Raw genomic sequence first — 14,282 nt, 5'->3', positions numbered from 1 at the left:
CTGTGCCCCTACCAGTTGCGAAAACGTTTCGGCGGGTCGTACAACCCACCGGACCAGCGCACCAGGTCCTTGACCGTGCGCGCGGCGAGCAGATCGCGCGTAGCATCGCGTGGCCGGATGCCCAGGTCTTCCGGCCGCTTGATGACGCCGCGATCGCGCAGGTTCTCGACCGCGCGTTTGTCGCGGCCCAGGCCGACGGCGGTATACCCGGACACACCACGGATGGCCTGCTCGCGCTCTTCGGCGTTGCGGCACAGCAACAGGTTGGCGATGCCTTCCTCGGTCAGCACGTGGCTGACGTCGTCGCCGTAGATCATCACCGGCGGCAGCGGCATGTTGGCGCGCTCGGCCAGCTCCCAGGCATCGAGCCTGTCGACGAAGGCTGGCGCCATGTGTTCGCGGAAGGTTTCCACCATCTGCACCACCAGCTTGCGTCCGCGCGGCATCTCGCCGGGGCGCGCCGCCTCGCGCCCGGCCTTGAGCCAGGCGTCGCTGGCGTGCCGGCGGCCGCGCGCATCCGAACCCATGTTGGGCGCGCCGCCGAAACCGGCGATGCGGTCGCGCGTGGCGGTGGAGCTGTTGCCCTGCAGATCGATCTGCAGGGTGGAGCCGATGAACATGTCGCAGGCATACAAGCCGGCGGTCTGCGACAACGCACGATTGGAGCGCATGCTGCCGTCGGCACCGGTAAAGAAGATGTCCGGGCGTGCGGCGATGTAGGCCTCCATGCCCAGTTCCGAACCGAACGAATGCACCGAGTGCACAAAGCCCGATTCGATCGCCGGGATCAGCGCCGGATGCGGATTGAGCGCCCAGTGCCGGCAGATCTTGCCCTTCAGCCCCAGCGATTCGGCATAGGTGGGCAGCAGCAATTCGATCGCGGCGGTGTCGAAGCCGATGCCGTGGTTGAGCCGGTCCACGCCGTATTCGGCATAGATGCCCTTGATCGCCATCATCGCCATCAGCACCTGGATCTCGGAGATCTGCGCCGGGTCGCGGGTGAACAGCGGTTCGATGTAGTTGGGCCTGGGCGCCAGGGTGACGAAGTCCACCCAGTCGGCCGGGATGTCCACGCGCGGCAGGGTATCGACGATCTCGTTGACCTGCGCGATGACGATGCCGCCCTTGAACGCGGTGGCCTCCACGATCACCGGGGTGTCTTCGGTGTTGGGGCCGGTGTAGAGATTGCCGTGGCGGTCGGCGGCCTGCGCGGTGACCAACGCGATGCGCGGGGTCAGGTCGATGAAGTAGCGGCCAAACAATTCCAGGTAAGTGTGGATGGCGCCAATCTCAATGCGGCCCTCGCCGACCAGTCCGGCCAGGCGCGCGGCCTGCGGCCCGGAGAACGAGAAATCCAGCCGCTTGGCGATGCCGCGCTCGAACACGTCCAGATGCGCCGGCAGCGACAACACCGATTGCACCATGTGCAGGTCGTGTACGCGCGCCGGGTCCACCTCGGTGAGGCAGCGCGCCAGGAAGTCGGCCTGCTTCTGGTTGTTGCCTTCCAGGCAGACGCGATCGCCGGGCTCGATCACCGCCTCCAGCAGCGCCACCACGTCGTCGGCAGCCACCACGCGCCCCTGTGGCGCCAGCGCGTCCGCCCGCTGCAGGCGCTGGCGCCGGCTTTCGGCCTGGGTGTCCCACTGTCGACTCATGCGTCTGCCTCACCGGGCCAGGCCCGTAATGTCGAAGTAATTACATCGTAATTATGGAGGGCAGCTGTGTCTAGCCGCGTTGCAGCATGGGTCGCAGGGATAGCTATGTTGGTCAGCCGGGCGACAGGCAGGTGCTTGCGGGCCACCATACTTCGATATATCTTTTCGCCATGCTTCGATATATCGAATGACGATGCGCTCCCGCCAAGACGACCTGCCGAGCGAGCTCGATCCATCCGTGGCGCCCGGTACCACGCGCCGTGGTGGCGCCGGGCGCGCGCGGCCGCTGGAACATGGCGACCTGCGCTTGCTGCTGCTGGCGCTGATCGAGCAACAGCCGCGCCATGGCTACGAGTTGATGCGGCAGATCACTGCGCTGTTCAAAGGCCTGTACACGCCCAGTGCGGGCGCCATCTATCCGGCGCTGGCGCAGCTCGAAGCCGATGGTTGGGTGCAGACCGCGCTGGACGAAGGACGCAAGCGCTATCAGGTCACCGCCTCCGGTCGCACGTATGCGGCGCAGCACCGCGATGCACTGGATGCGGCGCTGGCCCGTACCCATCGCCGCGCGCGCGAGCTGATCAAGGCACAGACCCCGGCGCCGATTCGCGAGGCCATCCACCGCATCAAGCACGGCCTGTTTGCGCGGCACGGGCAATGGACGGATGCAGAAACCACACGCATTGCCGCGCTACTCAACGCCGCCGCTGACGGCATGGAGCGCGACGACGGCTGAGTGCGCCCATCGCTATGGTCCGAAGCCAACCGATGCCGGCTTGAGTTCGCCTTGCGGCAGTGACGCGTCATCGCGGTGTTTACGTTGCGCGGCGTCAGTGGCATGCATGAATTGCTGTGCCTGCGCTGTTCTGCGATTTGATCAGCGTGTCGCTGCAAGACATCGACCTTGTTTGTTTGGCAGATGCACGAGGCTTCGCCCGTACCCGCATCCGCCCCTGCGGGGCACCTTCTCCCGATGGGAGAAGGGTGAGCAACAACCGCTTTTTTTCGCCAGTCGGCTAGATCGTCGCATCACCGTTTGCAGTCACTCCCCCGCCGCGCATCTGCGCGCCACATCCAGGAATCGCACTACATGGCCATCCATACCCACACCCAACTCCGCCGCGATCCGCGCCTGCGCCCCGTGCAGGTGGTGCGCTGCGAATCGCTGACGCCGCAGATGCGCCGCATTGTGTTTGGCGGCAGCGAGCTTGCCGGCTTTCAGAGCGAGGCACCGGACGATCACGTCAAGCTGTTCTTCCCCAATGCCGATGGCGCCTTCGTACTGCCGACGATGACACCGGACGGCCCACGCTATGCCGAAGGCGCCCTGCCCTCGCCCGGCCGCGATTACACGCCGCGCTATTTCGATCCGCAGAGTGGCGAGTTGAGCATCGACTTCGTGCTGCACGGCGACGGCGTGGCCTCCAGCTGGGCGGCGCAGGCACAGCCCGGCGACACGCTGACGATCGGTGGCCCGCGCGGCTCGTTCCTGGTTGCCGACGACTACGACCACTACGTGCTGATCGGCGATGAAACCGCCTTGCCGGCAATCGGCCGCTGGCTGGAAGCCATGCCCGCCGACATGCATGCAGAGGTCTTTATCGAAATCGCCGATGCCGCCGAGCGCCAGGAACTGCTCAGCGCCGCCGACGTGGACGTGTACTGGCTGGAACGCAACGGCTTCGATGCCGCCAGCAGCACGTTATTGGAAGACAGCCTGCGCGATTACGAGCCGCATGACGGCGACACGTTCTACTGGATCGGCACCGAATCCATGCGTGCGCGTGCGATGCGCAAGTTTCTGGAAGAGCACATGGGCGTGGATAAGGATTCAGTGCGCGCGAAGGGCTATTGGAAGGCGAATCCGGCTGCGGAGTGAGGATGGGCACGCGCGTAGTGCCGGGCTGAGGGTAGAGCCCTCGCGGCCAGGGCCGCTCCTACGAAGAGCTGGTAGGCGCCCAAGCAAAAGCCCGCCGATCGGCGGGCTTTTGCGTTACACGCATCGGTGCGATTGCTCGCACCGATGCATCCACTGCGCTGCGACTTACTTGGCAGCGGCAGCGTCACCGGCCTTGGCCTGCAGGGCTTCGGTGGTGATGCGGATCTTCACTTCGTCGCTGACGTTCGGAGCGTACTGGCCCACGCCGAAGTCGGTGCGCTTGATGGTGGTGGTGGCGTCGAAACCGGCTGCCGGCACCTTCTTCATCGGGTGCTCGCCGGCACCGTTGAGGGTGACGTCCAGCACAACCGGCTTGGTCTGATCCTTGATGGTCAGGTCGCCAGTGACGGTCAGCTTGTTGGGGCCGGCCGCTTCGACCTTGGTGCTCTTGAAGGTGGCGGTCGGGAACTTGGCCGCGTCAAAGAAGTCACCGCTCTTCAGGTGCTCGTCGAACTTGGCAGTGAAGCTGTTCAAGCCGGACAGCGGCAGGGTGACCTGCACGGTGGACTTGGTCACGTCGGCCGCGTCGTACACCAGGGTGCCGTCGACATTGCCGAAGTGGGCGGTCGGGTTGGAGAAGCCGAAGTGGCTCCACTGCGCCAGCACGTCGGTGTGGCTCGGGTCCAGCGTGTAGGTGCCCGAGGCCACTTCCACGGCCGGCGCGGCCGAGGCGGCCGGCGCAGCAGCCGGGGCCGGGGTGGTGGCAGCGGCATCGGCGGGTGCAGTGGCGGCCGGGGTGTCGGCAGCAGGCGCGGCGGGGTTGTCGGCCGGCTTGGAGCAGGCGGCGATGGCCAGGGTCAGGGCGAGTGGCAGCAGCAGTTTGTGGGTGGTCTTCATTGAAACTCCTTGAGATGAGGGACCGCATTGGATCAACGCGGATGGAACGGACGCAGACGGACGAGGACTGCAGGAAAATCGAAACGGGCGCCCGGGACGGATTGCACAAGGCGCGGTCGTCAGGTGGTGCGGGTGGCGCGCCCCGAAGCCGGAGTGTACGTGGCTGGCTGCGTACCGGAGGGCCCAGCTGCGCGCGCCCGACGGTGCGCGCAGCCGCTGCGCCCGCCGCTGTTACTCGATGCGTGCGGCTTCGTCGAAGCTCAGGCGCGGCAGCCGCGGGAACAGCCCGGCCGGATCGCCATAGCCCAGATTGACCAGGAAGTTGGACTTGATCGGCGTACCGGCAAAGAACGCCGCATCCACCTTGTCATTATCGAAGCCGGACATCGGGCCGGCATCCAGACCCAGCGCACGTGCGGCCAGGATCAGGTAGGCGCCCTGCAGCGAGCTGTTACGGAACGCGCCGGTCACGCGCATCTCGCGCGAGCCCTCGAACCAGCTCTTGGCGTCGGCATGCGGGAACAGGTACGGCAGCTTTTCGTGGAACTCCTCATCGGAGCCGATGATCACCGTGACCGGCGCGGCCAGCGTCTTGGCGGCATTGGCCTCGGACAGTGCCGGCTTGAGCTTCTGCTTGCCCTCGGGCGTGGTCACGAACACGAAACGCGCCGGCGACCCATTGGCCGCGGTGGGGCCCCACTTCAGCAGATCGTAGAGCTCGCGCAACTGCGCTTCGCTGACCGGCTTGTCGAGAAAGGCATTTTGCGTGCGGGCGGTGCGAAACAGCTGATCCAGCGCGGCAGCGTCGAGCAAGTCGGACATGGAGACTCCGGGAAGCAAGGGAATGGGCGACAGTAGGGTGCAGCACCGGCGCCAGCGTGAAGACCCGCAGTGTAGAGTGGCGCGATTGCTGCAACACACGCTCAATCTGAAACAAATCTATGTCGGATCTGAAACGATGGCGCTGACCTGGGCCGTGAGCGACGGCCGCGCCGGCAATGCCCGCCAGGCCGAGGCATTGGCGCAGGCGCTACACCCCGCGCCGGTCACGGCGTTGCATCTGCAGGCCCGCGCGCCGTGGCGTTGGGCCGCACCGCGCCTGTTGCCGGGCGCGCAGGCGGCGTTTGGATCCGGCTTTGCCTGGCAACTGCAGCAGCCGCCGGCGCTGGCGATCGGCTGCGGGCGCCAGGCCGCGCTGGCCACCCGGCTGCTGCGCACGCGCGGCAGCCAGGTGGTGCAACTGCTGGATCCGCGCCTGGACCCGCGCCACTGGGATCTGCTGGTCGTGCCCGAGCACGATGCGCTGCGTGGCGCCAACGTGCTCACCCTGCTCGGCAGCCTGCACCCGGTGGACGATGCCTGGCTGGCCGCCGGGCGCGCCGCCTTCGCACCGCTCGGCGCGCTGCCCGGCCCACGCGTGGCGCTGTTGATCGGCGGCCCGACCGCGCAGGTGCCCTGGACCACCCAGGCGCTTGCGGCGCTGTGCATGCAGCTCCGCGCGCAGGTGCTTGCGGCCGGCGGCAGCCTGCTGGTTACCACCTCCCGGCGCACTCCGCCCGAGGCGATCGCGACGCTGCGCAAGGCACGTGCAGGCCTGCCAGGCCTGCTGTGGTGCGACGAGCGCGACGGACTCAACCCGTATGCCGGCCTGCTGGGCTGGGCCGATGCGATCGTGGCCAGCGCCGACTCGGTCAACCTGCTCTCCGAAGCCTGCGCCACGCCGGTACCGGTGGCAGCGGCGTTTGCCGAACAGGCGAAAGGCCGGGTGGCGACATACGTGCGGGCACTGCAAGCGCATGGCCGTCTAGCCGATGCGCGGGATGTCTTCGCAACGCCGTCGCAGCTGCGACCACTGCGCGAGACCCAGCGCATCGCCGCACTGGTGCGCGAGCGCCTGCACGTATGATGGTGCCGCCGTGGATGCCACGGGGCAGCCACACGGACGATCAATCCCCATGCAATGCGAACACACACGGCGCAGCTGGCCTGCAACAACGGCGTTGCTCATCACCCTGACCTGCGCACTGCCCGCCATTGCCGCGCCGGTCTGCACGCCGCACTATCCGACACCCGCCACGCTGGCGGCGATGTTCGACATGGCCAGGTCCACCCAGCAGGCGCTGGACGCAGTGGACGGTGCGCAAGTCGTGCTGCTGGCACGCGGCGGCCAGGATCTGAGCCGCTATGGCTTGAAACACAGCCATCTGGCCTTCGCGCTGCGCGAGGACGACGGCACATGGCGGGTCAAGCACCTGCTCAATCACTGCAAGTCGGACAACTCCGCGCTGTATCACGAAGGGCTGAGCAACTTCATCGGCGAAACTGCCCTCACTGCCCTCACTGCCGACCTGCGCGTCGGCGTGCCGGCACCGGCGCTGCAACAGCAACTACGCAGCTTGCTGCGGGATCCGGCCACGCTGGCACATGCGCTGCACGAGGCGCGCTACAGCATGATTGCCTACCCGTTCTCCACCGATTACCAGAACTCCAACCAGTGGGTGCTCGAGGTGCTGGCGGCGGCACTGGCAGCGACCAACGCAGCAGATACAGCACCTGCGCCGGTGAGCGATCGACGCAGCGCACAGGCCTGGCTCAAACACAACAATTACCAACCCACCCGCCTGCATCTCGACTTAAGCAAGCGCATCGGCGCCCGTTTCTTCGTCGCTAATGCTGCAGTGACCGACCATCCCGCCAGCGAGCGTATCTCCGGCAATTATTCGGTGATCACGGTCGAGTCGGTGTTCGATTTCCTGCAGCAGCAACAGATGCTGCAGCAGGATCATTCCATTCCACACAGCGTCGCCACGCACGGAGCATCCCCATGAACATTCCTCTTCGATCTGCCGGACTCGGGTTGTTGCTCGCCATCGCGTTCGGCCAGCCGCTGCCGGCCAACGCAGGCCTGACCACGATCACCCGCGGCGATGCCTCGGCGATGTCGGCGATCCTGGTGATCTCCGCGCCGTACTTCGTATCGTTGGCGCTGGGCCATAGTGCAATCGCAGGTTCGGAAGCACTCAGCGACGCATCGCATAAGGCCTCCGCCGGGCCGTTGCCGCCGATGCGCGTGAAATCGGTAGAGAAAACCAACGACGGCGGCTGCGAAGTGCAGCTGCAGGATCCAGCAGCAGCCGAGAACACGGCACTGCTGCGCTGGCCGGCACGCCAGGACGACCCGACTGCGGGCTTTCGTGTTGGCGAGACGGTGACCTTCCAGCCGAGCCCGGCCGGTGCCGGCTGGACGGTGCAGTCGCCCCAAGGCCAGGCGCTGGCGTTCGTGCCCACCGCAGAATCCGCTGCGCAGAACAGCAGCAAGACCTGGTAACGGTGCATTGGGTGACGCGGGCGTGCTGGCATTGCTGGTGCTGGCACTGATGGCACGCCGGCATGCGGTCAAACGGCAGCGCGGCGGCACGGTGGATCGATAAGGCGTCGCGGTCGCGCGAACACAAGCGATACGCACTGCATCATTCCACCATGCCTGCCGCCATCCGCTGACCAAGACACTGTTTCCACCGGCAGCACGCCGCCGTGTTTGTCATGCACGGCCGATGCGCACTGGCCCGCATGCACCAACGCGCGGATAATCCGCGCTGCCCTGTTACCGCCGCACCGTCATGTCCAGCAGCTCGCCGACGCCGTTCACCCCGCTCACCGCGCGCGCATTGGCGTGGGCGGTCCTGGCCATGGGCGCGGTGGTGCTGTTGTCCAACATCCTGGTGCAGTACCCGATCAACGATTGGCTGACCTGGGGCGCGTTCTCGTATCCGCTGGCGTTTCTGGTGAGCAACCTGATCAATCGCCGCTTCGGCCCGCGCGCGGCGCGCAAGGTCGCCTGGTGCGGGTTTGCGCTGGCGGTGGTGTTGTCGCTGTGGCTGGCCACCCCGCGCATCGCAGCGGCCTCGTGCACCGCCTTCATCGCAGCGCAGTTGCTGGATATCAGCGTGTTCGACCGGCTGCGCCGTGGCAATTGGTGGCGCGCGCCGATCGTGGCCACCACCTGCAGCGCCACGCTGGATACGACGATCTTCTGGAGCATCGCCTTTGCCGGTGCGGGCTTGCCGTGGATCAGCTGGGCCGCTGGCGACCTGGCGGTCAAACTGGGCATGGGCGTGTTCCTGCTCGGCCCGTTCCGCGCGCTGCTGTGGCGCAGTGCGCCGCCCGCGAGCCGGTGACTGCAGCACAACAGGAGCGACACGCTGCGGGTATGCGCTGTGTCGAACTGCGGTGCAGTGATCGCACATGCCCACAACGCGAACCACAACGCGCCTGCTCGCTTATGACATCACGTCTTCGCAGTCGACGTGGAGACGCGCGCAGATCTGCGACATAGTCGCTTCGTGATCCGAATGAGAGCAAATACGCTCGGTGTATAGGTGGAATACGGTCGATGCGCCGGCGCCGTTGCACGCAGCATCGCGAGCATCGGCACCCGGCGATCGGCCAGCACCGCCCGAGCACAGGCACATCCAGGTGACTCCATCGCGACAGGGCATTGTCGTTAGAACGTGGCGGATGGGAGATTGCGTACACCGAACTGATCTGGCGGCCCGCATCTTCAGTCAAGGACGCCGGTCCGAAGATAGATGAAACGCACCGGACACCACTCGCAAATCTTGTGCTGCACCCCTCCACCCCGAACGCCCTGTCCATGACGTTCGTTCATGGCCCATCTGGAGCCGACTCAACCTGTATCGCTGATTCCCGTCCTCTACTGGAGAAGACACCCCATGCGCACAAAGAGCACACTGCCGTTGGCCACCTTCCAGCGGCTACTGACCTCGGGTACCGGTTCCGGATCATCCACCGCCCCATCTGCACCGGCGTCGGCCACTCACGGCGCAGCAGTGACGACCGGTGTACTGGGTGCCTTGCCACCTCGGGAAAACAAGCAAAGACAGCAGCGCCAGCGTCCACCCGATCCGCAGGACGGCGCACCCAATAATGGCAGCGGCCGTGGTGGACAGTGGGCGACACGAGCTGCCAAATACGCTCTTGGCCTCGCCGGTGCCGGGTATTTGACAGACAATTTCTTCCTTTCAACGACCTCGCTCCGCGACGGCAAGGCCGGATTTACCAGCAATGATCGGCTGGACAAGGCGTGCGAGAAAGCGGAGCGCTATCACGCGCGCTACCAGCGCGCTACCGAGGAGGAACGCGCATCGCACAGCGCTGCCTTCGTACCGATCAGAACGTGCGGGTCCAACCAGTTCGCCACCATGAGCGACTATCGTGCGGCGACCAAGGTTCATCTCAGACACCTGTTCGACAGCCAGCAAGCACGGCAATCGCTGCTCACCAACGTTGCCTGCCTCAAGGGCGAGCGCGTCAAGGACGAGTGCATCGCCAAGTACGCGCCTACCCACGTCCCGGCCAACCCGGACCTGAGTAAAAGCCCGCTCTACGAAGCCAAAAACAAATACTCTCTGACCGGCGTGCCCAATGCTCAGACTGGCGCAAGCGGATATACCTCGCGATCGATCACCCAACCCTTCATCAATCGCGGCATGCAGCACTTCAAGCAGGCTTCCCAGAGCGACCAGGCGTTGTCGCTCAAACAGTGCATGGAATTGCTTGAACGTGCACTGGAGAGCAACGACACGCTTGGCAAGCAGGCACAACACGCCGCCGGCCAGGCGATCCTGAATTTTCGTCAGGTATATGCCAGTGACGAGCATTGGGGCCATCCCGAAAAGGTCATCATGAAAACCCTGATTGCCAACGGGCTGCTATCGCAGGAGCAAACAGACAGAATCGATGCGACCCTGATGTTCGAAGACCCGTCCATCAGCGTGTTGAAGAGAAACACCAGTGTCGCCGGGCCGCTATTCCAACAGCTGGAAACGAAGCTCCAGTCCAGGCGTCTGCGGGATCGACCCGAAGCGCTTGCAGACTTCATGGAGATGGCGAAACAGAAGAACATGGAAGGCCTGCCGATCGTGCACTTCAAGCTCAATGCACAAGGCAACGGTTTCGAAGACTGCTCCGGGTTGGGCGATTCGTTCACCAGCGCAAATGCCATTGCATGCATCAACCACGCACGCTTGATGAGCGGCGAGCCTCGCCTTTCCAAACAGGACGTAGGGGCCGCGGTGGCATGCCTGAATGCCGTGTACGACGATGCGAGCAGCATCAGGCATTCATTGCATGAAATCGCACGCGGATGCTTCGCCGGGGCCGGCTACACCACCGAGGACGCCGATGTTTTCTACGAAAATATCTGCAAGGACGCGGCACAGGCCTTCTACGCAGGAAGGTCCATGATCAATAACGACTAGACCTGCGCGAGGGCCGATGCGTGGCGCGCCCAGGACTGCCGGGCGTGCCGCACTGCAAACAGACAACCAGCTCCGCCGATGTTTCAGCCACCTTTTCCTGGCGGAAATCGCAGCTGCTGCGCATCGGCAATCGCTGCAACGATTTGGCAAGCATCCCGAATCGGAGCCGTGGGAACCACCAGCCGCGGCCGGCGATCCAGCGTGCAACTCAGGCCCGCTTCCACCAAGGTGGCATGCGCCTGGTGCAGTGGTGCGGCACGCTCGGCTGGCAGCCATTGCGCCTGCACCAGCGCATCGATCAAGGCAGGTGTGGCGCAGGCCAGCAGCAGCGCCGGATGCTGTGCGGCCTGCCCGAGCACACCGGCCTGCAGGACGAATTCCAGATCGACCAGGCCGCCGGCACCCTGCTTGAGATCCAGTCGCCCCGCATCGCTGCGATCGAGTTCACTGCGCATGCGCGCGCGCATCTTGCGCACGTCCTCGTGCAGCACGTCGGTGTCGCGCACGCGTGTCAACGTGTCGGCACGCACCTGCGCGAAGGCCGCGCAGAGCGCCGCATCGCCGGCCACCGCACGTGCACGCACCAGCGCCTGATGTTCCCAGGTCCAGGCGCGCTCGCGCTGGTAGTCGCGGTAACTGGCCAGCGAGGACACCAACGCGCCCTTGCCGCCGTCCGGGCGCAGCCGCACGTCGATCTCGTAGAGACGGCCGGCGCCGGTTTCGGCAGCCAGCAAGGTCATCACCTTCTGCGCCAGCCGCGCAAACCAGCGCCCGGCGTCCAACGGCCGCTTGCCATCGGAAGCCTCCACCTGCCGCGGGTGGTCGTAGAGAAACACCAGATCCAGGTCCGAGCCGAAGCCCAGTTCCAGGCCGCCCAGGCTGCCGTAGCCGATGATGGCGAACGTGCCGCTCGGCACCTGCCCGTGCGCGGCGATCAGTTCGCGGCGCGCCAGCTGCAGCACCGTCTGCACCACTGCTTCGGCCAGCCAGGCAAGTTGCTGGGTGCTGTCCACGGCCTGCTGGCGGCCATCGAGCGTGGCCAGTGCAATGCGGAAGCTCAAGGCGAGCCGGCGCTCGTTGAGTTCGCGCAGCGCCGCTTCGGTATCCTCGATCTGCAAGGTGTCCAGGCACGCAGCCTGCAACGCATCGCGGTCGGGCAACGGACCGCTGATGCGGGTGTCGAGCAGTTCGTCCAGCAACAGCGGATGCGCAGCAAGACGTTCGGCCAGCAGGGCACTGCGCGAGAGCACATCGACCAGGCGTGCGAGTGCGCTGGGCTGTTCGTCCAGCAGGGCCAGGTAGCTGGTACGGCGCAAGGTGGATTGCAACAGGCCGAGCATGCGGCGCACGGCGGCATCGGGTTGGCTGGCGCGGGTGGCCGCATGCAGCAGCGCCGGCATGACATGGTCCAGGCGCGCGCTTGCGGTATCGGAGAGCGCACGCACGCCGGAGGACTGCGCAAAATCGGCCAGCACCTGATGCGCGCCGCCTGGGTCGTGCAATCCGATGCCGGCCAACGGCGCGGCATCGCCTTCGGGCAAGGCGCGCCAGTAATCGGCAAGCGCATCGGGTGCGGTGGTGCGGACGCGTGGTGCCAGCAGCTCGGCAAATTCGGCGGCAACGCGCGCGCGTTGCGGCGTGAGTGCTTGTAACAATGCCGGCCAATCCGCATAGCCCAGGCCCAACGCGATGCGTTCGCGATCCAGTGGTGCCTGCGGCAAGGCATGCGTCTGTGCATCGCGCAACATCTGCAGACGATTCTCCAGCCGGCGCAGGAAGCGATACGCCTCGGTCAATGCGTGCCCGTTGTCCGCATCGATCTGGCCTGCGTCCACCAGCGCCTGCAGGGCCGGCAGCAGGCGACGCTCGCGCAGGCTCGGTTCGCGTCCGCCGCGAATCAGCTGCAGCGATTGCGCCAGGAACTCGATCTCGCGAATGCCACCCGGCCCGCGTTTGATGTCGTCCAGACGATCGTGCCGGGCGACTTCGGCAGTGATCGCCGCCTTCATCTCGCGCAGGCCGTCCAACGCGGTGAAGTCCAGATAGCGCCGGTAGACGAATGGGCGCAGCGTTTCCAGCCAGTCTTCGCCGGCATCGATATCGCCGGCCACCGCGCGCGCCTTGAGCCAGGCATAGCGCTCCCAGTCGCGGCCTTCGCGTTGGAAGTACTGGTCCATGCCGGTGAACGACAAGGCCACCCGCCCGGCCGTGCCGAACGGACGCAGACGCAGGTCCACACGATGGCTGAATCCATCGGCGGTGGTTTCGTCGAGCAGCTTGGCCAGCTGCTGGCCCAGGCGTGCGAAATATTCCTCCGCTGCCAACGGGCGGGCACCATCGGACTGGCCGCCCTGCGGATACGCATAGACCAGATCCACATCCGAGGAAAAATTCAGCTCGCCCCCACCGAGCTTGCCCAGCCCGAACACCACCAGCCGCTGCACACTGCCGTCTTCGGCAATCACCTGGCCGTGGCGGTCGCGGAATTGCTGCTCCAATGCCTGCAGTCCACATTGCAGGCAGGTTTCGGCCAGGCGGGTGGCACCGGCCAGGGTGGCATCGACGCTGTCCAGACCGAGCACATCGCGCCAGACCAGGCGCGTGGATTCCGCACTGCGGTAACGCCGCAACTGCGCAGGCCAGGCCTGGGGCTGTGCGGGGTCCAGCACCGGCAGCGGCAACGGCGGTGGATCCGGCTGCGCCAGGTGCTGCAGCAATGCCGGCTGGCGCGCCAAGGTGTCGAGCGCAAACTCGCTGGCGAGCGCAACCTGTTCGAGTTGCCGATCGACGTCATCGCCCGGCCAGGGCTGGTCGGCCGGCACGGCATGACGGACACGCGCCACGGCCCGCTCGATCAGAGCGGTGAGCGCAGGAGATACGGAAATGATGAGCGGCGACATGCGCAGATTCTGGCATCCCGGCGTGACGGCGGCACGTGCCTGCGGTGGGTCCGGTGGTGCCACCAACACAACGTGGATAAGCGGAGGAAAAGTGTGTGACCTTTCGCGTCCTTGCAGGGGTCGGCGCGCATGGCTTCCAATAAAACAGTCCGCAAACTGTCTGGTGCGGTGTCCTTGCCGGTTGCGGGACCGTGTGGCGGCATGGATGCCGCCACCGAGCCCTAAGGGACGGGTTCACGGCGTGTCCCGCAAGCGGTGAGGGCGCCGCGCACTCGACGCTGTAAGTTTGCTGCGCGGCCCTTGCCCGCCCACCATCGCAGGACACGCCGCAAGTACGTCCCTGTAGGCTCTAGCGCGGCATCCATGCCGCTCAAGGTCCCGCGACGGTAGGCGGGCAAGGACCAGTTGAGATGGTCGGTGCGTATGGATGCAAGCAGTGCACGACGTGCGCTGGTTGGATTACTAAGTACTCGCTCAACTCTCACCATTTCTCCATCTTAAGCCGAGCGGCAAACAGGCCTCCAACACGAAACTTGCAAACGTCTCGTCTGCCACGTAAGCCACGAACGCTTTCAAGAAAGCAGCTGACAAACTTCCTGGTGCGGTGTCCTCGCCGGTTGCGGGACCGTGTGGCGGCATGGATGCCGCCACCGAGCCCCCAGGGACGGGT

General features: G+C 65.7%; 11 protein-coding genes. 7 read left to right on the top strand and 4 right to left on the bottom strand.

What is annotated here, in order from left to right; translation table 11 throughout:
• Window positions 1–8: 8 nt before the first annotated feature.
• Entirely contained in the window at window positions 9–1,655 is a 1,647-nt protein-coding gene (mdcA, locus tag LL972_RS18445) for a malonate decarboxylase subunit alpha (protein WP_228328824.1), read from the bottom strand.
• Window positions 1,656–1,848: 193 nt separating this feature from the next.
• Here mdcA and LL972_RS18440 point away from each other — a divergent pair, with 193 nt between their 5' ends.
• Together LL972_RS18440 and LL972_RS18435 are read left to right on the top strand one after the other, a co-directional pair.
• A complete protein-coding gene (locus LL972_RS18440; RefSeq protein WP_228328839.1) occupies window positions 1,849–2,391 on the top strand; it encodes a PadR family transcriptional regulator in 543 nt (180 codons plus the stop codon).
• Window positions 2,392–2,745: 354 nt separating this feature from the next.
• Window positions 2,746–3,534 (top strand): siderophore-interacting protein, encoded by a 789-nt coding sequence (locus LL972_RS18435; RefSeq protein ID WP_228328823.1) that lies wholly within the window; start codon window positions 2,746–2,748, stop codon window positions 3,532–3,534.
• 165 nt (window positions 3,535–3,699) lie between these two features.
• On the opposite strand, the gene LL972_RS18430 is transcribed toward LL972_RS18435, so the two are convergent.
• Both LL972_RS18430 and LL972_RS18425 read right to left on the bottom strand, forming a co-directional pair.
• Entirely contained in the window at window positions 3,700–4,431 is a 732-nt protein-coding gene (locus LL972_RS18430; RefSeq protein WP_228328822.1) for a YceI family protein, read from the bottom strand.
• Window positions 4,432–4,662: 231 nt separating this feature from the next.
• Window positions 4,663–5,253 (bottom strand): malonic semialdehyde reductase, encoded by a 591-nt coding sequence (locus tag LL972_RS18425; RefSeq protein WP_228328821.1) that lies wholly within the window; start codon window positions 5,251–5,253, stop codon window positions 4,663–4,665.
• A 136-nt stretch (window positions 5,254–5,389) separates the two neighbouring features.
• Here LL972_RS18425 and LL972_RS18420 point away from each other — a divergent pair, with 136 nt between their 5' ends.
• The 5 genes from LL972_RS18420 (at window position 5,390) to xopAG (ending at window position 10,712) form a co-directional block, all read left to right on the top strand.
• Window positions 5,390–6,337 (top strand): mitochondrial fission ELM1 family protein, encoded by a 948-nt coding sequence (locus LL972_RS18420; protein WP_228328820.1) that lies wholly within the window; start codon window positions 5,390–5,392, stop codon window positions 6,335–6,337.
• Between the two features lie 49 nt (window positions 6,338–6,386).
• Window positions 6,387–7,259 (top strand): DUF2145 domain-containing protein, encoded by an 873-nt coding sequence (locus tag LL972_RS18415; protein ID WP_228328819.1) that lies wholly within the window; start codon window positions 6,387–6,389, stop codon window positions 7,257–7,259.
• A complete protein-coding gene (locus tag LL972_RS18410; RefSeq protein ID WP_228328818.1) occupies window positions 7,256–7,759 on the top strand; it encodes a hypothetical protein in 504 nt (167 codons plus the stop codon). Before LL972_RS18415 ends, LL972_RS18410 begins: the two co-directional genes overlap by 4 nt.
• 292 nt (window positions 7,760–8,051) lie before the next feature.
• Window positions 8,052–8,609, top strand: a complete 558-nt coding sequence (locus tag LL972_RS18405; protein WP_228328817.1) for a VUT family protein — start codon at window positions 8,052–8,054, stop codon at window positions 8,607–8,609.
• 489 nt (window positions 8,610–9,098) lie between these two features.
• Complete coding sequence (gene xopAG, locus LL972_RS21710; RefSeq protein ID WP_323134227.1) at window positions 9,099–10,712, top strand: XopAG/AvrGf1 family type III secretion system effector; 1,614 nt, start codon at window positions 9,099–9,101, stop codon at window positions 10,710–10,712.
• A gap of 83 nt (window positions 10,713–10,795) precedes the next feature.
• Here the strand turns inward: xopAG and glnE are convergent, their stop codons facing one another.
• On the bottom strand, window positions 10,796–13,612 hold the full coding sequence (gene glnE / locus LL972_RS18395) for a bifunctional [glutamate--ammonia ligase]-adenylyl-L-tyrosine phosphorylase/[glutamate--ammonia-ligase] adenylyltransferase (protein ID WP_228328816.1): 2,817 nt from the start codon (window positions 13,610–13,612) through the stop codon (window positions 10,796–10,798).
• Between the last annotated feature and the right edge of the window lie 670 nt (window positions 13,613–14,282).

The organism is Xanthomonas campestris pv. asclepiadis, assembly GCF_020784175.1.
GTDB lineage: Bacteria > Pseudomonadota > Gammaproteobacteria > Xanthomonadales > Xanthomonadaceae > Xanthomonas > Xanthomonas campestris_D.
This window is presented reverse-complemented; position numbering and strand designations above follow the sequence as displayed.

Coding starts and splice junctions, on each gene's coding strand:
- mdcA (WP_228328824.1), bottom strand. CDS start 1,655: ATGAGTCGACAGTGGGACACCCAGGCCGAAAGCCGGCGCCAGCGCCTG.
- LL972_RS18440 (WP_228328839.1), top strand. CDS start 1,849: ATGCGCTCCCGCCAAGACGACCTGCCGAGCGAGCTCGATCCATCCGTG.
- LL972_RS18435 (WP_228328823.1), top strand. CDS start 2,746: ATGGCCATCCATACCCACACCCAACTCCGCCGCGATCCGCGCCTGCGC.
- LL972_RS18430 (WP_228328822.1), bottom strand. CDS start 4,431: ATGAAGACCACCCACAAACTGCTGCTGCCACTCGCCCTGACCCTGGCC.
- LL972_RS18425 (WP_228328821.1), bottom strand. CDS start 5,253: ATGTCCGACTTGCTCGACGCTGCCGCGCTGGATCAGCTGTTTCGCACC.
- LL972_RS18420 (WP_228328820.1), top strand. CDS start 5,390: ATGGCGCTGACCTGGGCCGTGAGCGACGGCCGCGCCGGCAATGCCCGC.
- LL972_RS18415 (WP_228328819.1), top strand. CDS start 6,387: ATGCAATGCGAACACACACGGCGCAGCTGGCCTGCAACAACGGCGTTG.
- LL972_RS18410 (WP_228328818.1), top strand. CDS start 7,256: ATGAACATTCCTCTTCGATCTGCCGGACTCGGGTTGTTGCTCGCCATC.
- LL972_RS18405 (WP_228328817.1), top strand. CDS start 8,052: ATGTCCAGCAGCTCGCCGACGCCGTTCACCCCGCTCACCGCGCGCGCA.
- xopAG (WP_323134227.1), top strand. CDS start 9,099: ATGGCCCATCTGGAGCCGACTCAACCTGTATCGCTGATTCCCGTCCTC.
- glnE (WP_228328816.1), bottom strand. CDS start 13,612: ATGTCGCCGCTCATCATTTCCGTATCTCCTGCGCTCACCGCTCTGATC.